Below are 21,017 nucleotides of genomic sequence, written 5' to 3' on the forward strand. Positions count from 1 at the left end.
CCACGACCGCGCCCGAGAGGACATCATGATCGACCTCTACGCCATGGTCAGCCCCAACGTGCAGAAGATCTACCTGATGCTCGAGGAGACGGGGCTGGCCTATACCCCGCATCAGGTCAATATCTGGAAAGGGGAACAGTTCAGGCCGGAATTCCTGGCCCTGAACCCCAACGCCAAGGTACCGGTCATCGTCGATGGCGAGGGTCCTGAGGGGCGGCCCTACACGGTCTTCGAATCCGGGGCGATCCTCATTTACCTCGCCGAAAAGACCGGCCGGTTCCTGCCCCGCGAGGGGATCGCCCGCCACGACACGCTGCAATGGCTGATGGTCCAGCTCACCGGGCTCGGGCCGATGCTCGGCCAGTTCAACCACTTCTGCCGTTTCGCCTCCGACAATGCCTATGCCGTCTCGCGCTACACGACCGAGGCTGCCCGCCTCTACAGGCTCGTCGACGATCGGTTGGGTCGGTCGCGCTATCTTGGCGGCGAGGCCTATTCCATCGCCGACATGGCGACTTTTCCGTGGTTCCGGACCGAGGCGCGCCTGTTCGGCCAGACGCATCCGTTCATGGGCGTCGGCAGTGCCGAACACCCTAACCTCTGGCGCTGGTTCGATGAGATCGCGGCCCGACCGGCGGTAGAGAAGGCGCTGGAGGTGATCGACCGGCATCCCTCGACGCTGGCAACTGCCACGACCGACGAGGTCGACCGTGTGTTCGGCCGCGGACAATACGCCCGCCGAAGCTGACGGCGGCTGGCGGCAAGATTCAGGTTGCGCTTCGTGTGTTTAGTCTCTATCAAATAACGAACTAATTCGCAGATAACGAATTATGCACAGTGAACGATCGAAGACGGGGGAGAGACTGGTGAGCACGATGCGTACCCATGTCTGCGATGTGCTGGTTATCGGTTCGGGCGCCGGCGGGCTGGCGACCGCGGTGACGGCTCGTTATCACGGGCTCGACGTCCTGGTGGTGGAGAAGGCGGACGTATTCGGCGGCACCACGGCGCGCTCGGGCGGCTGGTCGTGGATCCCTTGCAATCCGCTTGCCATGCGCGAAGGCGTGAGCGACAGCCTCGACAAGGCGCGCACCTATCTCCAGCATGAGACCGGCAACCATTTCGACGCCGCGCGCATCGACGCCTTCCTGGAGAACGGTCCCAGGATGGTCGATTTCTTCGAGCGCAACACCGCGTTGAAGTTCGTCCTCGGCCCTGCCTTCTCCGACTATCACCCCGATGCACCGGGCGGGATGCCGGGCGGTCGGCCTATCGTCGCCGAACCGTTCGACGGAAGGCAACTAGGCAAGGACATCGCCCGCCTGCGGCCGCCGCTGCAGGAGATAACCTTCCTCGGGATGATGATCGGCTCGGGTAAGGAACTCCTGCATTTCTTCAACGTCACGCGGTCGGTGAAGTCGGCCGCCTATGTCGGCGTGCTGTTCACGAAATACCTGCGCGACCTTGCGCTGCATGGCCGCGCGATGCGCCTGACCAACGGCAACGCGCTGATCGGCCGGCTGGCCAAGTCTGCCTTCGATCTCGGCGTTCCGATCTGGACTTCGGCGCCGGCGCGGGAACTGGTGGAGAGTGACGGCGGGGTCGTGGGTGCCGTGGTGGTCAGGGACGGCGAACCGGTCCGCGTCGAGGCGCGGCGCGGCGTGGTGCTGGCAAGCGGCGGCTTTCCGCAGGACGTCGCCCGCCGCAAGGCGCTTTTCGGTCACGCGCCGACCGGCAAGGAACACTGGTCGCCGGCCCCCGAAACCAACACCGGCGACGGGCTGCGGCTCGGCGAAAGCGCCGGCGGCAGCCTGATCGAGGGTTATCCGAACCCGGCCGCCTGGGTGCCGGTTTCACTGGTACCGCGCCGTGACGGCAGCAAGGGCCCGTTCCCGCATTTCATCGATCGCGGCAAGCCCGGGGTTATTGCCGTGACGCGCAAGGGCACCCGCTTCACCAACGAGGCCAATTCCTATCACGACTTTGTCCAAGCGATGCTGCGCGCGACCGCGGGCGAGGCGGAGCGCTGCGCGTTCCTGATCGTCGATCATCCGACGCTGCGGCGCTATGGCCTCGGCTTCGTCAAGCCGTTTCCGGTGCCGATCGGACCGAACCTGCGCTCGGGCTACCTGCTGAGAGGCCGCACGCTAGGGGAATTGGCGCAGAAGGCGGGCATCGACATCGCCAGCTTCGAAGCGACGGTGCGCGAATACAACAGCCATGCCGCCGCTGGAAACGATCCGCAGTTCAACCGTGGCGGCAATGCCTACAACCGCTATCTCGGCGATCCCGACCACAAGCCCAATCCGTGCGTCGGTCCGATCGCGACCGGACCGTTCTATGCCATCAAGGTCGTTCCAGGCGATCTCGGCACCTTCGCCGGACTCCGCACCAATGCCGACAACCAGGTCATCGACGCCGGCGGCCGGCCCATTCCAGGTCTGTTCGCTGCTGGAAACGACGCCGCCAGCATCATGGGTGGCAACTATCCGGGCGGCGGCATCACGCTCGGCCCCGCACTCACCTTCGGCTACGTCGTCGGCCGCCGCCTCGCTGGCGTCGATACCGCAGCCTGACCACGCATCGCATCGGAGATCGTCATGTATCCGCTTCTGGAAGGTAAGCTCTGCGTCATAACCGGAGCAGGGCAGGGCAACGGCCGGTCGCTGGCCGTGGGCCTGGCGAAATGGGGGGCCGACGTGGTCGCAGCGGACATAGACCGCGCCAATGCCGAGGAGACGGCGGAACTGGTGCGCGCCGAGGGACGGCGTGCGCATGCCGTCGCCTGGGATGTCTCGGACCTCGATCAAGGCCGGCGCGTGGCCGCCGAAAGCGCGGCGGCAATGGGCGATGCGGCGATCCTGATCAACAATGCCGGCGTCATCTTTCGCGGCGACAGCGACGGCGAAGCGGCGCTCAAGGCTTGGCCCAGGATCCTCGAAATCAATCTTTCCGGCACCTACTACGCGACGGTCGTCTTCCTCGAGCAATTGAAGCGAACGCGCGGCGCCGTCATCAACATCGGCTCGCTGCAATCTTTCGTAGGCCTGGCCACCAAAGGAGCGGCCTATGCTTCGAGCAAGGGCGGCGTGCTTCTGCTGACCAAGGAGATGGCCGTAGAGTTCGCGCCCTTCGGCATTCGCGTCAACGGTATCGCCCCCGGCACCATGACCACGCCGATGAACCCGTGGATCGGCAAGGACCAGGCCAAGATGGACATGCTGGTCAAGCGTATACCGATGGGGCGCGTGGGCGCGCCCGACGAGCTCGTCGGCGCGGCGCTCTTCCTCGCTTCCGATACTCTGGCCAGCTATGTCAACGGGATCATGATCCCCGTCGACGGCGGCTTCCTCGCAATGTGACCAACGCCATCAAAGGAGTGACAGCAATGCCCCGCATACAGGGAAAGCCAAATGTACCCGGCAGCGCCTTCCGGCAGATCATCGCGCTGCGCCCCGAGATCGCCAAGCCGTGGAACGCCCTCGATGAAGCCATGCGCTTCACCGGCGTTCTCGATGCCGGGCTCAAGGAAGAGGTGCGCCGCATGGTGGCGCGTCATTCCGGTTGCCTGTTCTGCGCTTCGTTCGGCGCGCCGCAGGACAGCTACGACGATCCGCGCTGGGCAGCAGCCGTGGCGTTCGGCAAGGCCGTGGCGACCGATCCGACGGCGGTGAGCGAAGATGACTGGCAGGCGCTCCAGGCGCATTTCAGCGACGAGGAGATCGTCGAACTGACTGCGTGGATCGCCTTCATGTTTGCCAGCGAAATGATCGGCGCGGTGATGAAGCTGGAGCCAGCCACCCCGGAACTGAAGACCATGTATACCAACTGGATCCGCAACGGCATCGAAAAGGCTGCCCGCGCCGCGTCCTGAAACGTCCGGCCAAAACGGCCGCCAGAATCCTCTCAGGCCTGTCGGCAGGGGCCGGACCTTCAGGTCTGGTTCCTGCCGTCACGGGCGGCAGACCGGTTCTAGATCGTTTCACGGTTTCCCGGAAACGGTGAAACGATCTGTCTCTTTGTTTAGCCGCATTTGTGCGGCGCCAGCGATTCCGTCTGGCTGCAAAATGCTTTAGGCAGTCGTCGGACGCTGCGCGGTTCTGGCTTGTCTGCGCTGCCGGCCGGGACCGGTCGAGGCGCCTGGCGTGCCGGGCCGCTCGGCATTCGGGTCGTAGCCGAGGCTGCTCGAAATCCGGGCGCAGAAGGCGAGGGTGGCGGTGACGTAGGGGCCGTCGGTCGCCGTGGTAAGCCGCCCGGCCGGGCCGATGAGGGTGATGACGAGCTGGATCTGGCCGGTGTGGTCGAATACCGGCGCCGACACCGCGTGAATGCCGGGAACCGGAACGCCTTCGGTCGTCGCGAAGCCCGTTGCCCGTACATTTTCGTTCGACGCCTCGATCTGTCGGATCGACGTCGGAGCTCCAACCATGAACTGGGACGGGCCTTCCTTCAGTTCGGAATCGACATAGTCGCGTACCATCTTCTGCGGCAGATAGGCAGCGAAGACCCGACCGCTTGCCGTTCCCATCATCGAATAGTGCGTGCCGGCGCGGACGTTGACATGCAGCTGGCTCGCGCCTTCCTCCACATAGATCACCGTCGGGCCGCGCGTGCCAAGAACGACGATCATCGCCATCATGCCGGTTTCTTCGGAGAGTTGCGACAGGTGCTGCGTGGCGATCTTCAGCGGATCGAAACTGTACATGCGCACGATGCCGAGGTTGAGCGCGAAGGGGCCGATCCGATAGCGGCCCGCATCGTCCTGTTCCACCAGGCCGAGGCGGCGGAACGACAGCAGGTAGGCGTGCGCCTGGGCCGGCGTCAGGTCCGATTTCTGGGCGAGGTCGCGCAGCATCATCGGATGGCCTTCGGCGGCCAGCGCGGTCAGGATGCGGCCGCCGACCTCGATTGATTGAACGCCACGTCCCTTGATTGTCATTGCGTGCCGCACCCGCTGATAGAGCACGCGCCGTATACGGCCGCACCGCCCACTTTCCCGCCCCGCTATAGACGACGCGGCGTCCTGCCTCAAGCTCGGCGTCAGGCTCTCACAGCGCCATGTAGCCGCCGTCGACCACCAATACCGTGCCGGTCACGTAGCTCGACATCGGTGAAGCGAGGAAGACCGCCGGTCCCACGAGTTCCTCCGGCTCGCCCATGCGGCCGAGCGGGATGCGTCCGAGAAACGATTTCAAGCGCGCCGGATCGTTGCGGGTCGCCTCCGTCATCGGTGTCGCCATGGCCCCGGGGGCGATGGCGTTGACGCGGATGCCGTCCTTGGCGAGTTCCTGCGCCAGGTTGAGGGTGAGCATCCGCACGCCCGCCTTCGACGCCGTGTAGCCGACCGAGGTCGAGGTGGACAGGAAGGAGGCTATCGAGGCGATGTTGACGATCGCGCCACGCGTCTTGCGCAACTGGGGCAGGAAAGCCAGCGAGACGTTGAGCGTGCCGGTCAGGTTCACGTCGAGGGCCGCGTTCCACATCGCCCGCAACCCGGGGTCGTCGATCGTGTGACGGGGACAGATGCCGGCATTGTTGACGACGATGGAGGCGTCGCCGATCTCGCGCGCCACTTCGCCGGCGACGGCATGGCAGCCGGCCTCGTCGGTGACGTCGAGCTGGAACCACCACGCCTGGCCCCCGGCCTGCCTGATCGCTTCGGCCGTCGCCGATGCCGGCTCGGCGTTGACGTCCACCGCCACCACGCCGGCGCCTGCCGCGGCCAGCCCCTTGGCGATGGCCGCGCCGTTTCCCTGTCCGGCGCCCGTCACGACGGCTATTCTGTCGGCCAGCATTGTCGATCCTCCCTGCGTCTTGCGCTTATTTGTCGAGAAGCATGTGCGGCATCCACAGCGCGATCTGCGGGAAGGCCATGACCAGGCCGAGGCCGATGATCTGCAGCAGGACGAAGGGAATGATGCCCCAGTAGATGTCCTGCATGCGCACGCCCGGCGGAGAAACCGCCTTCATGTAAAAGAGGGACGGTCCCATGGGCGGCGTCAGGAAGGACGTTTGCAGGTTGACCGCCAGCAGGATGGCGAACCAGTAGGCGACGTCGGCCTTGGCGACGTGATCGCCGAAATCGAGCGAAAGCAGGATCGGTGCAAAGACAGGCAGCACGATCAGGGTGATCTCGATCCACTCGAAGAAGAAGCCGAGGAAGAAAACCAGCCCCATGACGATGATCAGAAGGTGCCAGGGCGAAAGGCCGAGATGCTTGATGTAGTCGGTGACCAGGTGCTCGCCGCCGAGCAGACGGAATGTCAGCGCGAAGACGGTGGCGCACAGGATGATCATGAAGATCATGCCGGTGGTCAGGGCCGACTGATGCAGCACGTCCTTCAGCGTCGGCCACCAGCCGCGCGTTTCGGCTACCAGCCGCGCCATCAAGCCGCCCCGTGTCTCTGTCGCGGCGGAGTTCGGAATGGCAAAGCGGGTGAAGCTTAGGCCGGCGTAGATCAGCGGCCTGATGACGAAGGCCAGTAACATCGCGCCGGCGGCGCCGACGCCGGCGGATTCGGTGGGCGTGGCCCAGCCGAAGATGATCGAGCCGAGCACCAGGAAGATGAGCACGAAGGCGGGAACGAGCCCGACCGCGAGCGTGACGGCAAGCCCGCTCCATGAGACCGTGCCCGGCAGACGTTTGGGAGGTGGCGCCATGTCCGGCCGGAACAAGCAGATGAGCAGGATATAGGCGAGATAGAGGCCGCCGAGCAGCAGGCCGGGCACGAAGGCGGTCATGAACATGACCCCGACCGACCGCGACAAGAGGTCGGCAATGACAATGAGCATGATGGAGGGCGGGATGAGGATGCCGAGCGTTCCCGACGAGGCGATGGTGCCTGTCGCCAGGCGGACCGAATAGCGTTGGTCGAGCATGACGGGCAATGCCAGCATACTCATCATGACGACCGAGGCGCCAACGATGCCGGTGGCCGCCGCAAGGATGATGCCGAGCAGCGTCACCGCCAGCGCCAGGCCGCCGGGCACGCGACCCAGCACCAGTTGCAGGCTGTTCAGCATGTCTTTGGCGACGCCGCTGCGCTCCAGCATGATGCCCATGAAAACGAACAGCGGTATCGTCGTCAGGACGAGGTTTTCCGCCGCGCCCGCCCACATGCGCGTGGTGATTGTGTAGAGCTGGATGGGGATCAGCACTCCGGTGAGGATACCGGTGAAGGCGAAGGCGATGCCGACGCCGCCAAGAACGAAGGCGACCGGGAAGCCTGAAAACAGCAGGATCGCCATCGCCAGGAACATGAACAGCGGCAGGTATTCCAGGGACAAGGCCATCAGCGCGCTCCTGCGTTCGCGGTGGTATCGCTGCCGGCAGAAGACAGGATGGTGTTCAAGCTCACGATGATCCTGCTGATGCCTGCGAGGGCGAGCAGGTAGATGCCGAGAGGCAGCATCGCCTTGATGGCGAAGCGGTAGGGCAGGCCGTCGACGGACTGCGAGACTTCGTGGCGGATATAGGACGTCCAGGCGAAGTGGGTGGCGTGATAGCCGACTACGATGCAGAACGGCATCAAGAGCAACAGGCAGCCGAGAAGCTCGATCCAGGCCTGCTTGCGTTCGGACAGCCGCTCGCGCACCAGGTCGATGCGGACGTGGACGTTCTTCACGTAGGCGAGGCCGAGATAGAGCATGATGAGGACGGTGTGCAGGTGCCACTCGCCCTCCTGCAACTGGGTCGACCCGATGTTCATGAAGCGCCGCGTCACCACGTCGAAGATGACCACGCCAATCAGCCCGAGAAGCGCGAGCGATCCGATGCGGCCAAGCCGCTCGAGCAAAGTATCGATGGCACGGCTGAGCGCCATTAGCGTTGACATGGTTCTCCTCCCCAGGACCACAAGCGACCGGAACCACAAGCGAATGCACTCTTGTCGATCGGCACAGGATTCGTTAATAACAGATGATTTTGCTATTTTGCAATAGTCGCCGATTGGTGAAACACTTCTGACTGCATCCCCACTCGCAGAAGCGATGCAGTGGCAACCGAAGCGGCACCAGACGCGTTGAACGGAGAACAGGACGAAATGTCAAAGGCATTTGCCTCGCAAAACGATTCCACGGACAAGGCGATTTCCTTCAGCGAGGTCGGGAAGGGCCTTTGGGCATTCACCGCCGAGGGCGATCCCAATACCGGCGTCATCATCGGCGACGACGCGGTGATGATCGTCGATGCGCAGGCGACGCCGCAGCTGGCCGGCAAGGTTATCGAGAAGATCCGCGGCGTTACCGACAAGCCCATCCGCTACGTGGTGCTGTCGCATTATCATGCCGTGCGCGTTTTGGGCGCTTCCGCTTACCGGGCCGATCATGTGGTGATGTCCGATACCGCGCGGTCGATGGTCGTGGAACGTGGCCAGGAGGACTGGGATTCGGAATTCCAGCGCTTCCCCCGTCTTTTCCGGGGCCATGAGAGCATTCCCGGCCTGACATGGCCGACGATGACGTTCGGGGGCCGGATGAGCATCTATCTCGGCAAGAGGCGCGTCGACCTGATGCACCTCGGCCGCGCCCATACGGCGGGCGATATCGTCGCCCATGTGCCCGACCAGAACGTCATGTTCACCGGAGACATCGTCGAATACCATTCCGCCTGCTATTGCGGCGACGGCTATTTCTCCGACTGGGCCGGGACCATCGATGCCATCGGCGCCTTCAATCCGGATGCAATCGTACCCGGTCGCGGCGATGCGCTGGTGGGTTCGCGCATGGTCGGCGAGGCGCTCGATAACACCAAGGATTTCATTCGCTCGACTTTCGAGCCGATCGCTCGGGTAGCGCGAGGCGGCGGTTCGCTCAAGCAAGCCTGGGATGCGTGCCGGGCCGAGTGCGATCCCAAGTTCTCGACCTATGCGATTTACGAGCATTGCCTTCCCTTCAACGTCGCCCGCGCATACGACGAGGCGCTGGGGATCGACACGCCGCGCATCTGGACCGCCGAGCGCGACCTTCGGGTCTGGGAGCAGTTGAACAGTTAGAACAACCGTCGGCGGCCTGGATCTGAAAACCGCCGCTCGCCGATTTGAAAGGCTGCCTGCAGAGAGAATTGAAGGCGCGGTTATCCGCGACCTGGCATCGTCCAGTGGCAGGATGCGGAAGCTGAGGCCGGCGGAACCGACCGCACCAGTTCCGAGAAGAAGTTCCGGCAACTCCAGGCCTGGGCTATCCGACCGAGATGCTGCCGGCGCAGGAGTTGCGGCGGCTTGAGCCGGATATCGATCCCGAAGCTTATGGCTAGCGTCCAGTCATCCTCTACCCCAACGACGGCTGGTGCTACGCCACCTCGGGCGTCTCGCCGGCGTTCGGCTGCCGCTCCACGAGGCCGGCGTTGCCGTGTTCTCGGCCCTGTACGGCGAGGACATAGCATCTGCCAACGAGTTGCTGGACGACATCGTGTCAGGCTCTCCGGAGCACTTCCATGATCTGTGCCGGCACGGTTTCGGACGTATTTCTGACAATCGATGACAGGAGGTTAGCGTATGGCCCAGGGACGGCATTTCCTCCAGATTCCAGGACCCAGTCCGGTTCCGGATCGCATCTTGCGGGCTATCGGCATGCCCGTTCTGGACCATCGCGGGCCGGACTTCGGCAAACTGGGCCACGAGGTTCTGGAGGGATGCAAAGCCGTGTTCCAGACATCCGGGCCTGTCATCATCTATCCAGGCTCCGGAACCGGAGCCTGGGAAGCCGCGATCGTCAACACGCTTTCTCCCGGCGACCGGGTGCTGATGGCCGAGACGGGGCATTTCGCATCGCTATGGTGCAAAATGGCGCGCCGCTGGGGAATAGAGGTCGAATTCCTGCCCGGGGACTGGCGCCGCGGCGCGGAGCCGGAACGCATCGAGGCCGTGCTGGCGGAGGACCGGGCGCACGCGATCAGGGCCGTCATGGTCGTGCACAACGAGACCTCGACGGGCGCCACCAGCCGGATAGCGGATATTCGCAAGGCCATGGATGCGGCCAGCCATCCGGCTCTCTTGCTGGTCGATTCCATATCCGGTCTCGGATCAGCGGACCTGCGCCATGAGGAATGGGGGATCGACGTCACCGTGAGCTGTTCGCAGAAGGGGCTCATGCTGCCGCCGGGGCTCGGCTTCAACGCGGTGTCACAGAAAGCGATCGCCGCATCGCGGGAAAGCCGCATGCCTCGTTCCTATTGGGATTGGAACGATATGCTCGGGCCCAACAGCACCGGTTTCTTTCCCTATACGCCCGCCACCAACATGCTCTATGGCTTGCGCGAAGCCTTGGCCATGCTGCAGGAGGAGGGACTGCAAGCCGTCTTCGCGCGCCACAAGCGCCTGGCGGCGGCCGCCCGCGCGGCCGTGCACAGCTGGGGGCTCGACATACAATGCCAGGACGAGCGGGAGCATTCGCCTGTCCTGACCGCCGTCGTCATGCCCGAGGGGCACGATGCGGACCGGTTCCGGAAGGCGGTTCTCGACAGTTGCAACATGTCTCTGGGTGCAGGCCTTGGGAAGGTCGCGGGCCGGGTTTTCCGCATCGGGCATCTCGGAGAGGCCAACGACCTGACGTTGATGGCCGCGCTGGCCGGTGTCGAGATGGGGCTTTCGCTTTGCCAGGTGCCGCATCGCAAGGGCGGCCTGGACGCTGCATCGACGGTGTTGGCCAATACGGTCCCGTCATAACCGGCAACAGTTTCGGTGCATGGTTCACCGGCGGGTTCCGTGACCGTCGTCGGGGCGCTGGCCTCGTGTCGATCCTGTCGGGGAGCTATCGCTGTCGTGAATGCGCTTTTGGCTCTCTGGCCTAGTTCTCGACCCGATGGCAATCGCGATGGCGACGCCATTGTCGATCATCTGAGGACGCCATTCGTCGCCTGCCGCGGGCTGCTATCTCAACACCGGATCGGGATTCGCGCGACAGATTCGAGAAGGACCCCGAAAACAAGGGAAAACTCTACGTGAATGGGCTCTTCTCGCTGTCGCGCCACGTCAACTTTTTCGGCGATATCCTTTGGGTCAGCGCTTACGCAATTGTCGCTCACACCGTCTGGGCCGCCCTCATTCCGATCTACACGCTTTGTTTCTTTGGCTTTTTCAATGCGCCGGCGCTCGATCGACACCTCGCTGACCACTACGGCAAGCAATACACGGTTTATGCGGCACGCACCAAAATGCTGATCCCGTTCGTCTGGTGATCCGGTGTCAGGGATGCAACGATTTATCTCTCGGCAAGACCAAGAGGAGGCTGCTCGGCAATCCACGCCTTTGCGCCGAACGTGATAGCATCGTAAGTGGCGCGCCCGACAGCAGATCCAATGTCGGTGTGCAAACCTGCGAATTGTTCTTCCGGATTCCCGGCAGGTGCGGCGACAACGATGCAGTCGGTGCCGGTGCCGGTCACGACTTCGCCATGTGGTTTCCATTCCAGCTCAACGAGTGCGACTGTGCGAGCCTGCGCCGCGATCGAAACCGTTTCCACGAACGCCGCCTGCGACAACGGCCGGTCGACATGGACGAGCAGGTTAATCGTTCCCGCGCGATCGTGGAGCGCCGGTGCCGAGCCGACGCGCGCCGCATTGCCAAGCCCCACCGTGGCAAGGCAGGTGGCGGCGGCGAGCCCGACCGATGCTTCCGCGACATGATGTTTGCGGATATCGCGCGAGGTCATGAGATGCACCGCGTCATCCAATCCCGCAGCCGACATCCGGTCCCTCAGGAACTGGACCGGGTCGAGGCCGAGCGGCAGGTCGTCGTCTCTGACGTGCAGCCACGCGACGCTGTTGGCTGAGGTGAAGCCCGGCCGGGTGAGCGACCAGCTCAGCATTGCGTGAGGCCGCGTGAATTCGGCTACAAGGATTGGGCTGTCGCACCGGATCGAGAAGGCTTTCATCCGACGATGTCTCACATGATGAGATTCCGCCGGCAAGTCTTGAGACCGATCGCGTCTGTCCTTTCTGAACCTTGCCGGAACAGGAGAAGAGGGGAATCGGTGCGTTCGGAAGCTGACGGGGAGTTCGCCGTTGACAGCGCCTTCCCTCGATCGGTAAGGGTTTCCCTGGAGCTGGTTCCGTCGCGAGACGGATGAAAAGGGAACGCGGTGAGGCTGGCGACCAGCCAAATCCGCGACTGCCCCCGCAACTGTAACCGTAGAGCCTCCAACCCACATGCCACTGGTCCGCTTCGGCGAATCGGGAAGGCGGCGGGAGGCGACGACACGGAAGTCAGGAGACCTGCCTGTTCCAGTCACCCATGCTTGACCACGAGGGGTGGTCAGGCGCGGCCGTCCGTTGCGGTGACACAGTCTGGTGTTGCCGCATGCGGGCGGGCGGAGCGTTGTCCTGTAACGTCCCTGATCCCGGTCCACTTGCGGTTTTTGAAACCGGCACGATGCCGTCGTGCCTTTGAGCCGTTTGGGGGCAGATTTGAGAAGATTTCTTATTGCGGCTGGGGCGCTGTCTTCGGCCATTTCCACGCAATCGCTGGCGCAGGACGCCCCGACCTCTGAGCCGACGCTGCTCGAGCCCATCTACATCAGCACGCCGCTCCGGCGCGAGAGTCCGCTGGTGCGTTCGACTTCGTCGGTGACGGTCATCGATGAAGCCGAGATCAAGAAGTCGGCCGCACCGGACTTGCCGAGCCTGCTCCGGTCATATCCGGGCGTTTCGGTGAGCACCAACGGCGGCATGGGTTCGATTGCCAGCGTTTCGGTGCGGGGAACCAAGACGAGCCAGACGCTGATCCTGGTCAACGGCGTACGCATCGCGTCCGCCACGTCGGGCGGCGCTTCCATCTTCAACATCCCGCTGGATTCGGTGGAGCGCATCGAGATCGCCAAGGGCGCGCACTCGGCGCAATACGGCTCCGACGCCATCGGCGGCGTCATCAACATCATCACCAAGCAGGGTGGCGGTTGCGGCGACGACCGCAAGGTCTGCGGCAGCGCCACGATCGGTGTCATGAATCCGTGGGGCGGCTATGCTTCCGGCAACGTGCGGGGCAAGGCCGACGGCCTGACCTATTCGGCCGGCGCCAGCATCATCGGCACGCAAGGCTACGATTTCACCACGCCGGACGCGCCGTGGGGCATCCATGAGCCGGGCGACAACGGCTTTCTGCAAGGTTCGGCGAACATGTCGATCGCCAGGGATTTCGACTGGGGCCGCATCTATAGCGATGCCCTGGTGGCGCGCGGCAGAACCCGCTACGACAACGCCTTTCCCCTCGACAACCAGCAGTATACCACCACCTTCACCGGCAAGATCGGCACCCGCATCGACCATTCCGAGGACTGGTCCTCGATGGTCGAGCTCTATTCCGGCATCGACAATCAGAGGAACTTCCGCAAGGATCAGCCGGGCGACAGCCGCTTCGATACGAGCCGCTACGGCGTCTTCGCCTCGACCGAAAAGAGTTTCGACACCGGCGGCGTGAAGAACGTCGTCACCGGCGGCGTCGAATCCTATCGAGAAAAGGTAGATTCCACCGTCGACTACGACGTCAACGCCCGCACCGTCTCGTCGGTATTCGGCCAGTATTCGGCCGAATACGAGGCGCTTCGCATCGACAGCGGCATCCGCTACGACGACAACAGCCAGTTCGGCGGCGTGACCACCTACAATATCGGCGCCAGCTATGAAATCACGCCCGACCTGACCCTGCGATCCTCCTATGCGACGGGCTACAGGGCGCCGACCTTCAACGACCTCTATTATCCGTCGTTCCCAGGCTTTCCGCCGGCGTCGAATCCCAACCTGAAGCCGGAGAAGTCGCGCTCGTGGGAAGCCGGCCTCAACTGGCGGATGGGCGTGGACACGACGGTGGACGTCGCCTTCTACCAGACGATGCTGACCGACGCGATCACGCTCGACCAGAACTTCACGCCCGTCAATGTGGGCCGCGCCAAGATCACCGGCTTCGAGGCCGAGCTCTCGCACCGTTTCTCCGACGAATGGAGCGGCAAGGTCTCGCTCGACCTGCGCCGGCCGATCGATCGCGATACGGGCAAATATCTGGTCAACACCGATCGCTTCAAGGCAACGGCCGAAGTCACCTACAGCCCGACAGAGCAGTTGGATCTGACGGCCAGGGTGCTCTACGGCGCCAGCCGCTATATCTACGATTTCACGCATGAAAGGCTGCCGGACTACGTCACCGCCGACTTCACCGCGCTCTACGCCATCGATGCCAATTCCCGGCTGAAAATCGCCGTCGAGAACATCTTCAACGAGCAGTACCAGACCAGTCTCGGCTATCGCGCGCCGGGACGATCTTTCGACCTGAGCTTTACGCGGACGTTCTGACGCTCCATGAACGGGGCCGTGCCGTCAGGCGCGGCCTTGAAAGGATGACGATGCCGGTAGCAAGGAAAGGTCGCTCGCTGTTCGCCCTGATGGCGGCGGTGCCGGCATTCGCCCATCCTGTGCTTCCGGCCACGGCGGCACCTGCGCCGCGGCGCGTCGTTTCGATGAACCTGTGCACCGACCAGATGGCGATGCTGGTCGCGGCGCCCGGCCAGTTGCATTCCGTGTCCTTCCTGGCCGCTGATCCCGTCTCCTCGGTGATGGCGCCGCAGGCCGGCCGCTACGCGGTCAACCACGGACAGGCGGAGGAGATCTTCCTCATGCAACCCGATCTGGTGCTGGCCGGGACCTATACGACCGGCGCGACCGTCGACCTGCTGCGCCGGCTGGGAATCCGGGTCGAGCAGTTCGCCCCGGAAAATTCCTTTGACGATATCCGGGCCAGCCTCAGGCGCATGGGTGACGTGCTCGGCCAGCCGCAGCGCGCCGAGCAATTGATCGCCGACCTCGATGGGCGGCTGGCGGCGGTGAAGGTCGGCGACCACGCCGACATGACCGCCGCGATCTACTACGCCAACAATTATACGTCCGGCAGCGGCACGCTGATCGACGACGTGATGACGAAGGCGGGGTTGGTCAACATCGCGACGAAGTTCGGTTTTGCCGGCCTGGAACGCCTGCCGCTGGAACTGTTGGTGCTGTCCGATCCGGACCTTCTCGTCACCGCCGACCGGGACTATTCGGCGCCGGCGCTGGCGCAGCAGGGGTTCGAGCATCCGGCCTTCCGGGCGCAGGCGGCGCTGAGCGGCGCGGTCGATCTCGCCTCGCGCTACACGATCTGCGGGGCGCCGTTCACCGTCGAGGCGGTGCGGCTGTTGTGGCAGGGCGCTGATGCCCGCAAGGCGGCTCCGAAATGAGGGATGCCCGCCGCTACCATATGGCGCTGGGCCTTCTGTGCGCGGCGACGCTCATCCTGTTTTGCCTGTCGCTTCTGGTCGGGCCGGCCGGCATCGGCTTTTTCGACAGCCTGTCGGCGCTGTTTTCGGAGCGGCGCGACGCCATCGCGCTCATCATGCGGGAAATCCGCCTGCCGCGCGCGCTGCTCGGCCTGATGGTGGGCGGCACGCTCGGCCTGTCGGGCGCCGTGCTGCAAGGCTATCTGCGCAACCCGTTGGCCGAACCCGCGCTGATCGGCGTCAGCGCTTCGGCATCGCTGGGCGCCGTGCTTGCCATCTATACGGGGCTGAGCACGGTTTTTCCGCTGGCGCTGCCGCTGGCGGCACTGGCCGCGTCCGTGGTCGCCGTCGTCGTCGTGCAGGCGATGGCCGGCCGGCGCGGCAGCGTGCTGACCCTGATCCTCGCCGGCGTCGCCGTCTCCAGCTTCGCCGGCGCCATGACCTCGCTGGCGCTCAACCTGTCGCCCAATCCCTTCGCCGCGCTGGAGATCATGTTCTGGATGCTCGGCTCGCTGACCGACCGGTCGATGACGCATGTGTGGCTGGCGCTGCCCTTCATGCTGGCTGGCTGGGCGGCGCTGCTGACGCTCGGTCGCGCGCTGGACGCGCTGACGCTGGGCGGCGATACCGCCGCCAGCCTCGGCATCGACATGCGCCGTGTGCAGTTCCTCGCCGTGTTCGGCACCGCCGCATCGGTCGGAGCGGCGACGGCGGTCACCGGCGCCATCGGCTTCGTCGGGCTGGTCGTGCCGCATCTTTTGCGGCCGCTGACAGGCGGGCGACCGTCGCGCCTTTTGCCAGCCAGCGCGCTGGGCGGCGCCTCGGTGGTTCTGGCCGCCGATATATTGGTGCGCGTCGTCGCGCCGGAGCGCGACCTGAAGCTCGGCGTGCTGACGGCCATCGTCGGCGCGCCGTTCTTCCTCTGGCTGGTCTGGCGCGAGCGGAGGAAGGTGGCATGACGCTGCTCTCCGTTGCGCATCTTTCGGCCGCGCTCGGCGGCAGGCCCGTCCTGCACGACATCTCGTTCGCCGTCGGGCCGGGCGAACTGGTCGGCCTCATCGGGCCCAACGGGGCGGGTAAGTCGACGCTGCTGCGCGCCGTCATGGGGCTGACGCCGGCCACCGGCGGCATCGTTCTCGACGGCGAGGACGGGCGCGTGCTGACGGCAGCCCGGCGTGCCTTGAAAGTAGCCTTCGTGGCGCAGAACCGCGACGTCGCCTGGGCGATGTCGGTTGAGGCGCTGGTGGCGCTGGGGCGGCTGCCGCACCTGCCGCGTCTGTCGCCGTTGCGGGCGGCCGACCGCGCCGCCGTCGATGCCGCCATGCGCATGATGGACATCGAGGCCTATCGTGAGCGCCAGGCGACGGCGCTTTCGGGCGGCGAACTGGCGCGCGTGCTGGCCGCCCGTGCGCTGGCGCAGGAAACGCCGCTTCTGCTGGCCGACGAGCCTGCCGCAGGCCTCGATCCGGCGCACCAGATCAGCCTCATGCGGACATTCCGCTCACTTGCGGAGCAGGGGCGCAGCGTCGTCGTCTCGACGCACGACCTCGCCCTCGCGGCGCGAAGCTGCACGCGCTTGATCCTCCTCGACCGCGGGCGCGTGGTGGCAGACGGGACGCCGGAGGCTGTCGTGACCGCCGACAACCTCCAGTCGGTCTATCGCGTGAGGGCCTATTTCGGCGAAGTCGAGGGCCGCATGATCGTGCTCCCCCTCGATCTTTCAGAGCGAACCTGAAAGATCGCGACACGCTTCAGCTGGCTGCCTTTCCTTCACGCCAATAAGCAACGGCCAGCTGCTCGCCGGACGAAAGACCGACCGTGTCACGCCAATGGCGGCGGATGGCCTGGATTTCATCGAATTCGGCGCCTGCCCAGCAGAACCGCGTGCGGTCACGGGGAATGTCGATTGCCAGGACGGTGGAGGTAAAATCGGCCGAGCCGGACCGGCGGTCCAGCCGCTCGACCCGGAAGCCGGGCGGATGGCGCAGCGCGATCGCGTCGGCGGTCTTGTCGGCGACCAGAATGACGATGCCTGCAGCCGTCACCGGCAGGCCTTCCAGGATACGGGCTATCGCCGGCAGCGCGGTTTCGTCGCCTGCCAGCAGCATCCAGTCGGCTTGCCTGGCGCTGCGGCCGCCGGGGCCAGCCATGCCGATGCGCATGCCGGGCGCGGCTCCCTTCGCCCAATCGCTGCCCGGCCCGGCCGCCTCGTGAATCACGAAGTCTATGTCGAGGGTTCCGGCGTCGGTGTCGATGCGGCGGATGGTGTATTTGCGCACGGCCGGCTTGCGCTCCTCCGGCGCCGGCTGCACCAGACCGTCGGCGCCGCGCACCGGCCATAGCGGTTCCTGGCCCGGCGGCGGGAAGAACAGCCGTACATGCAGGTCTTCGTCCGTGTCGAAGCAGTCGAGATCCTCGCCCTTCATCGATATCCTGCGCATATGCGGCGTCAGGTCTTCAACGCGGGTCACCACCATTTCACGAAAGTCGGAGAACCGCGCGCCGGCCTGGAGGCCCGACCATTCGACACCGGGCTTTTCCGGATGAGCGAATTCGAGGACATGCGAGGCGAGGAAGCTGGCGAGGTTCTCGAGCTGCGACTGGCTCGGCGCCCTTGCTTCGAGGGACAGTTCGATGTCGCCCGCGTGCAGCCTTGCTTCGCCGGCGCGGATATGTGCGACGACCACGTCTTCGACATCATGAATATCGATGTCGTGCTCGACCATATGATCGCGGAGAGCCGTCAGGACGGCCGAAGGATTGCCAAGCCTGATCTTTGCCTGCGCCGATATCATGACTGCTTCTTTCTTTCATCTGTATTGGCTGAAGCGCCTGGGTCGGACGGCACGACGAAGAGACGGCCTCTGATCGTCTCGACGGAAGCCGAGGCGCCGTAGACCTCTTGCAGCATGGAGGCCGTGATCGCCTCGGACGGCACGCCGGCGCTGTGGAGCCTGCCGTTATTGAGGACGATGACGCTGTCGGCCCAGTGCGCGGCAAGCGTCAGGTCGTGCATGACCAGAACCACGGCCGCGCCTTCCGCGGCGAAGGACCGGACGAGCCGCATCACGTCGTATTGCCGTGCCAGATCCAGCGCGCTGGTGGGTTCGTCGAGAAAGAGCAGGGGCGGCGACAGTGCGATTGTCTGGGCAAGGCTGACGAGCTGCCGCTCACCGCCGGACAGGCGGTCGAGCGGTCGCAACGCAAGTTCGGCTATACCGACCCGACGCAGGACCGCGATGGCGCGCTTTTCCGCGTCAGCGCTGTCATATCCCGCCTGCAGGGAGACGATGACGCTTTCGATCACGGCCAGCTCGGCGGCCGGCGGGACCGTCTGCGGCATGAAGCCGATGGCGCGCGCGCGGTCTCTCGACGACAACAGCCGCAAGTCGTCGTCGCCGAATTTCAGCGTTCCCGATGACGGCACGATCTGGGCGAGGGCCTTCAGAACCGTGGACTTGCCGGCGCCGTTGGGGCCGACGAGCACGGTCACGGTTCCGGCCGATATCGGCGGCAGGGTAAGGGCGCGCACCACCGGCCGTGTGCCGTAGGCGACGGTCAGGCCGTCGACATGAAGAGCCATGCCCCCGCTCATGGCGTTCGCCTGTGGCGGCGAAGGACGAGCCAGACGAAGCCCGGTAGTCCGATCAATGCCGTGACGATGCCGATCGGCAGCGTGATGCCGGGTATCGCAAGCTTCGAGGCGATGGAGGCTGCCGAAACCATCAGGGCGCCCGTCAGCAGGCTGGCGGGCAGGAAGAAGCGATGATCCTCGCCGACGATCATGCGGGCGACGTGCGGCGCCACCAGCCCGACGAAGCCGATCACGCCGACGAAGGCGACGCTGGCGGCCGCCAGCAGGCTGGCGCGAAGCAGCGCCAGGAGACGCAGGCGGCGCAGGTCGAGGCCGAGGCTGACGGCCCGCTCCTCGCCCAGTCGCAGCGCGGTCAAGCGCCAGGAGGACGCCAGGGAAAACGGCGCCACGACGACCAGGACGACCGCCATGATCGGCACCACCGTCCAGTCGGCGCGGGCAAGCGAGCCCATGGTCCAGAAGACGATCTGCTGGAGCGCGTCTGCGGAGGCGACGAACTGCACCAGCCATAGAAGTGCGCTGGCGGTGAAGCCCAGCGCGATGCCGAGCAGCACCATCGTCTCGGCGCCTGCGTCGCTGAGGCGCGCCAGAAGCTGCACCAGCAGCAGCGAACCCATGGCGAAGACGAAGGCGTTGCCGGCGACGAGCCACGACCCCGGCAGCCAGGAGGAGCCGAGGCCTGTGGCGATCGCCAGCGCAGCGCCGAGCGCGGCTGACGTCGACACACCGAGCGTGAAGGGCTCGGCGAGCGGGTTGGCGAGCACCGTCTGCATCTCCGCGCCGGCCAGCGAGAGGGCCGCGCCGACCAGAACGGCGATAAGGGCGACGGGCAGGCGCAGCTGCCACAGGATCACTTCCTGCGCGGCGGTCAGTTGCTTGAGACCGAGCATGGACCCCAGCGCATCGAGAGGCGGTATGGCGGCCGGGCCGGAACCGAGATCGACGAGAAAGCAGGCGGCCGTGGCCAGTGCCAGGAGCGCGATCCACAGCAGCCGGCGCCGTTTCAGACGCGCATAGGCCTGGAGAGCCGCCGCCGAGGGATCGAGGGATTGCACGGTCGCGCTCACCGCTCGACCCAATAGGTGCCCGTCATCGGCACCGGCAGGAAGTCGCGGTTGATGGCGTCGATCGTCGCCTGCGGGTCGAGGTCGGCGAAAAGATCCGGGTGGAACGCCTTGGCCAGGAATTCGATCATGGCGATGTGGGCGGGGGTGTCGTTGAACATATGCCACAGGGCGAAGGCGCGCCCCTGCCGGACCGCCGTCAACTGCGACAGGCCCGGATTGGCAAGCAGCTTGTCGAACGAGGCCTCGGCGTCGTGCCGCGAAACATCGGGACCGAGCACCAGCCCGCCGCGCGCGGCAAGGTGCGCGCCGCCGGTGGCGACGTAAACATCCGGGTCGTCGGCGATCAGCCGTTCCAGGCTGACGTCGCCATAGAGGCCGGGCACATGCGCGAGCGCGACGTTCCTGGCTCCCGCCAGCTCGATCATGTCGTTGAAGACGCCGTGGCCCGGCGTCGGGCAGCAGGGCATGCCGCCGGCATGGACGTGCATGAAAACGCGCGGCGGCTTCGGCTTGGCCTTCGCCAGACGGTCGCGGACCAGATCGAGATGACTCTGGTAAAAGGCGGCGAAGGCGTCGGCACGCGCCTCGGCGCCGATCGCCCGGCCGAGTATCTTCAGGCTTGGCAGCGAATTTTCGAGCGGATGGGAAAAGAAATCCACCACGATCACCGGGATATGGAGTTCTTCCAGCAGGGTCATCGAGCGCCTGGTCGGCGCGGCCTCGGCGTCGTAGAGGCTGAGCACCACGAGATCCGGCTTCAGCGTCACGATGGTTTCGACGGGCAGGCCGTCGGCCGCGTTGCCACCGATGACGGGAACAGCATCGATCTCCGGAAATGCCTTTGCCCAGTCGCCGTATTGGGCTGGATCGAGCTTGAAATCGCCGCGCCATGCGACGAGCAGCGAGGCGGGTTTCGGGTGAAGAAGCCCCAGCACCGGCAACTGTCGGCCCGCGCCCATGACGATGCGCCGGGCCGGCGCTTCGAGCGTCACCTTGCGGCCCATGACGTCGGTGATTTCCACCGGTGTCGCCTGCGTTGTCAGCGTGAGAGAAAGCAAGGCCAGCACGACAAGCATGGTCATGCTGCAAAGCCGCAGGCCTGGCGGAAAACCGCCGGG

20 protein-coding genes and 1 riboswitch are annotated in these 21,017 nt (G+C 65.1%); of the genes, 11 read left to right on the forward strand and 9 right to left on the reverse strand.

Going from position 1 to position 21,017, the window contains the following annotated elements; all coding sequences use genetic code 11:
• Positions 1-25: 25 nt before the first annotated feature.
• The 4 genes from E6C48_RS18850 (at position 26) to E6C48_RS18865 (ending at position 3,874) form a co-directional block, all read left to right on the forward strand.
• Positions 26-748: a glutathione S-transferase N-terminal domain-containing protein gene (locus E6C48_RS18850; protein WP_136359724.1), complete on the forward strand. Its 723-nt coding sequence runs from the start codon at positions 26-28 to the stop codon at positions 746-748.
• 127 nt (positions 749-875) lie between these two features.
• Positions 876-2,576, forward strand: a complete 1,701-nt coding sequence (locus tag E6C48_RS18855) for an FAD-dependent oxidoreductase (protein WP_136359775.1) — start codon at positions 876-878, stop codon at positions 2,574-2,576.
• A gap of 24 nt (positions 2,577-2,600) precedes the next feature.
• Positions 2,601-3,362: an SDR family NAD(P)-dependent oxidoreductase gene (locus E6C48_RS18860; RefSeq protein ID WP_136359725.1), complete on the forward strand. Its 762-nt coding sequence runs from the start codon at positions 2,601-2,603 to the stop codon at positions 3,360-3,362.
• A gap of 26 nt (positions 3,363-3,388) precedes the next feature.
• Positions 3,389-3,874 (forward strand): carboxymuconolactone decarboxylase family protein, encoded by a 486-nt coding sequence (locus E6C48_RS18865; RefSeq protein ID WP_136359726.1) that lies wholly within the window; start codon positions 3,389-3,391, stop codon positions 3,872-3,874.
• Positions 3,875-4,072: 198 nt separating this feature from the next.
• On the opposite strand, the gene E6C48_RS18870 is transcribed toward E6C48_RS18865, so the two are convergent.
• The 4 genes from E6C48_RS18870 to E6C48_RS18885 form a co-directional block, all read right to left on the reverse strand.
• Complete coding sequence (locus E6C48_RS18870; RefSeq protein ID WP_136359727.1) at positions 4,073-4,939, reverse strand: IclR family transcriptional regulator; 867 nt, start codon at positions 4,937-4,939, stop codon at positions 4,073-4,075.
• A 109-nt stretch (positions 4,940-5,048) separates the two neighbouring features.
• The gene (locus E6C48_RS18875) at positions 5,049-5,795 is read right to left on the reverse strand and encodes an SDR family NAD(P)-dependent oxidoreductase (protein WP_136359728.1); all 747 of its coding nucleotides are present in this window, start codon (positions 5,793-5,795) and stop codon (positions 5,049-5,051) included.
• A gap of 25 nt (positions 5,796-5,820) precedes the next feature.
• On the reverse strand, positions 5,821-7,293 hold the full coding sequence (locus E6C48_RS18880; RefSeq protein ID WP_136359729.1) for a TRAP transporter large permease: 1,473 nt from the start codon (positions 7,291-7,293) through the stop codon (positions 5,821-5,823).
• On the reverse strand, positions 7,293-7,835 hold the full coding sequence (locus E6C48_RS18885) for a TRAP transporter small permease subunit (protein ID WP_136359730.1): 543 nt from the start codon (positions 7,833-7,835) through the stop codon (positions 7,293-7,295). The genes E6C48_RS18880 and E6C48_RS18885 overlap by 1 nt, the downstream gene beginning before the upstream one ends.
• Before the next feature lie 207 nt (positions 7,836-8,042).
• Here E6C48_RS18885 and E6C48_RS18890 point away from each other — a divergent pair, with 207 nt between their 5' ends.
• The 3 genes from E6C48_RS18890 (at position 8,043) to E6C48_RS18900 (ending at position 11,176) form a co-directional block, all read left to right on the forward strand.
• Complete coding sequence (locus E6C48_RS18890; protein WP_136359731.1) at positions 8,043-8,993, forward strand: MBL fold metallo-hydrolase; 951 nt, start codon at positions 8,043-8,045, stop codon at positions 8,991-8,993.
• Between the two features lie 501 nt (positions 8,994-9,494).
• Complete coding sequence (locus E6C48_RS18895) at positions 9,495-10,664, forward strand: pyridoxal-phosphate-dependent aminotransferase family protein (protein WP_136359732.1); 1,170 nt, start codon at positions 9,495-9,497, stop codon at positions 10,662-10,664.
• A gap of 206 nt (positions 10,665-10,870) precedes the next feature.
• Entirely contained in the window at positions 10,871-11,176 is a 306-nt protein-coding gene (locus tag E6C48_RS18900; protein WP_269142580.1) for a methyltransferase family protein, read from the forward strand.
• A 23-nt stretch (positions 11,177-11,199) separates the two neighbouring features.
• Here E6C48_RS18900 and E6C48_RS18905 read toward each other — a convergent pair whose 3' ends face one another.
• A complete protein-coding gene (locus E6C48_RS18905; RefSeq protein WP_136359734.1) occupies positions 11,200-11,871 on the reverse strand; it encodes an adenosylcobinamide amidohydrolase in 672 nt (223 codons plus the stop codon).
• A gap of 155 nt (positions 11,872-12,026) precedes the next feature.
• A riboswitch (cobalamin riboswitch) is annotated at positions 12,027-12,233 on the forward strand.
• Positions 12,234-12,403: 170 nt separating this feature from the next.
• On the opposite strand from E6C48_RS18905, the gene E6C48_RS18910 reads away from it, so the two are divergent.
• The 4 genes from E6C48_RS18910 to E6C48_RS18925 are packed head-to-tail and all read left to right on the forward strand — an operon-like array spanning position 12,404 to position 16,972.
• Positions 12,404-14,281: a TonB-dependent receptor domain-containing protein gene (locus tag E6C48_RS18910; protein WP_230978862.1), complete on the forward strand. Its 1,878-nt coding sequence runs from the start codon at positions 12,404-12,406 to the stop codon at positions 14,279-14,281.
• Positions 14,282-14,331: 50 nt separating this feature from the next.
• Positions 14,332-15,198 (forward strand): ABC transporter substrate-binding protein, encoded by an 867-nt coding sequence (locus E6C48_RS18915; RefSeq protein ID WP_230978863.1) that lies wholly within the window; start codon positions 14,332-14,334, stop codon positions 15,196-15,198.
• Positions 15,195-16,196, forward strand: a complete 1,002-nt coding sequence (locus E6C48_RS18920; RefSeq protein ID WP_136359736.1) for a FecCD family ABC transporter permease — start codon at positions 15,195-15,197, stop codon at positions 16,194-16,196. The genes E6C48_RS18915 and E6C48_RS18920 overlap by 4 nt, the downstream gene beginning before the upstream one ends.
• The gene (locus tag E6C48_RS18925; protein WP_136359737.1) at positions 16,193-16,972 is read left to right on the forward strand and encodes an ABC transporter ATP-binding protein; all 780 of its coding nucleotides are present in this window, start codon (positions 16,193-16,195) and stop codon (positions 16,970-16,972) included. The genes E6C48_RS18920 and E6C48_RS18925 overlap by 4 nt, the downstream gene beginning before the upstream one ends.
• A gap of 16 nt (positions 16,973-16,988) precedes the next feature.
• Here E6C48_RS18925 and E6C48_RS18930 read toward each other — a convergent pair whose 3' ends face one another.
• From E6C48_RS18930 to E6C48_RS22730, 4 genes are read right to left on the reverse strand one after another with little or no spacing between them, the layout of a single operon-like run.
• Positions 16,989-18,032 (reverse strand): siderophore-interacting protein, encoded by a 1,044-nt coding sequence (locus tag E6C48_RS18930; RefSeq protein WP_136359738.1) that lies wholly within the window; start codon positions 18,030-18,032, stop codon positions 16,989-16,991.
• Positions 18,029-18,832, reverse strand: coding sequence for an ABC transporter ATP-binding protein (locus E6C48_RS18935; protein WP_136359739.1), 804 nt, complete (start codon positions 18,830-18,832; stop codon positions 18,029-18,031). The genes E6C48_RS18930 and E6C48_RS18935 overlap by 4 nt, the downstream gene beginning before the upstream one ends.
• Positions 18,829-19,899 carry a FecCD family ABC transporter permease gene (locus E6C48_RS22725; RefSeq protein WP_230978864.1) on the reverse strand — a complete coding sequence of 357 codons (1,071 nt, stop codon included), beginning with the start codon at positions 19,897-19,899 and terminating at the stop codon, positions 18,829-18,831. Before E6C48_RS22725 ends, E6C48_RS18935 begins: the two co-directional genes overlap by 4 nt.
• Positions 19,896-20,981 carry an ABC transporter substrate-binding protein gene (locus E6C48_RS22730; protein WP_206086532.1) on the reverse strand — a complete coding sequence of 362 codons (1,086 nt, stop codon included), beginning with the start codon at positions 20,979-20,981 and terminating at the stop codon, positions 19,896-19,898. Before E6C48_RS22730 ends, E6C48_RS22725 begins: the two co-directional genes overlap by 4 nt.
• Positions 20,982-21,017: the final 36 nt, after the last annotated feature.

Source organism: Ollibium composti (assembly GCF_004801285.1).
In the GTDB taxonomy this organism is placed as follows: domain Bacteria; phylum Pseudomonadota; class Alphaproteobacteria; order Rhizobiales; family Rhizobiaceae; genus Mesorhizobium; species Mesorhizobium composti.

Coding starts and splice junctions, on each gene's coding strand:
- E6C48_RS18885 (WP_136359730.1), bottom strand. CDS start 7,835: ATGTCAACGCTAATGGCGCTCAGCCGTGCCATCGATACTTTGCTCGAG.
- E6C48_RS18890 (WP_136359731.1), top strand. CDS start 8,043: ATGTCAAAGGCATTTGCCTCGCAAAACGATTCCACGGACAAGGCGATT.
- E6C48_RS18930 (WP_136359738.1), bottom strand. CDS start 18,032: ATGATATCGGCGCAGGCAAAGATCAGGCTTGGCAATCCTTCGGCCGTC.
- E6C48_RS18860 (WP_136359725.1), top strand. CDS start 2,601: ATGTATCCGCTTCTGGAAGGTAAGCTCTGCGTCATAACCGGAGCAGGG.
- E6C48_RS18905 (WP_136359734.1), bottom strand. CDS start 11,871: ATGAAAGCCTTCTCGATCCGGTGCGACAGCCCAATCCTTGTAGCCGAA.
- E6C48_RS22730 (WP_206086532.1), bottom strand. CDS start 20,981: ATGACCATGCTTGTCGTGCTGGCCTTGCTTTCTCTCACGCTGACAACG.
- E6C48_RS18870 (WP_136359727.1), bottom strand. CDS start 4,939: ATGACAATCAAGGGACGTGGCGTTCAATCAATCGAGGTCGGCGGCCGC.
- E6C48_RS18915 (WP_230978863.1), top strand. CDS start 14,332: ATGCCGGTAGCAAGGAAAGGTCGCTCGCTGTTCGCCCTGATGGCGGCG.
- E6C48_RS18855 (WP_136359775.1), top strand. CDS start 876: ATGCGTACCCATGTCTGCGATGTGCTGGTTATCGGTTCGGGCGCCGGC.
- E6C48_RS18920 (WP_136359736.1), top strand. CDS start 15,195: ATGAGGGATGCCCGCCGCTACCATATGGCGCTGGGCCTTCTGTGCGCG.
- E6C48_RS18865 (WP_136359726.1), top strand. CDS start 3,389: ATGCCCCGCATACAGGGAAAGCCAAATGTACCCGGCAGCGCCTTCCGG.
- E6C48_RS18895 (WP_136359732.1), top strand. CDS start 9,495: ATGGCCCAGGGACGGCATTTCCTCCAGATTCCAGGACCCAGTCCGGTT.
- E6C48_RS18880 (WP_136359729.1), bottom strand. CDS start 7,293: ATGGCCTTGTCCCTGGAATACCTGCCGCTGTTCATGTTCCTGGCGATG.
- E6C48_RS18850 (WP_136359724.1), top strand. CDS start 26: ATGATCGACCTCTACGCCATGGTCAGCCCCAACGTGCAGAAGATCTAC.
- E6C48_RS18925 (WP_136359737.1), top strand. CDS start 16,193: ATGACGCTGCTCTCCGTTGCGCATCTTTCGGCCGCGCTCGGCGGCAGG.
- E6C48_RS18875 (WP_136359728.1), bottom strand. CDS start 5,795: ATGCTGGCCGACAGAATAGCCGTCGTGACGGGCGCCGGACAGGGAAAC.
- E6C48_RS18935 (WP_136359739.1), bottom strand. CDS start 18,832: ATGAGCGGGGGCATGGCTCTTCATGTCGACGGCCTGACCGTCGCCTAC.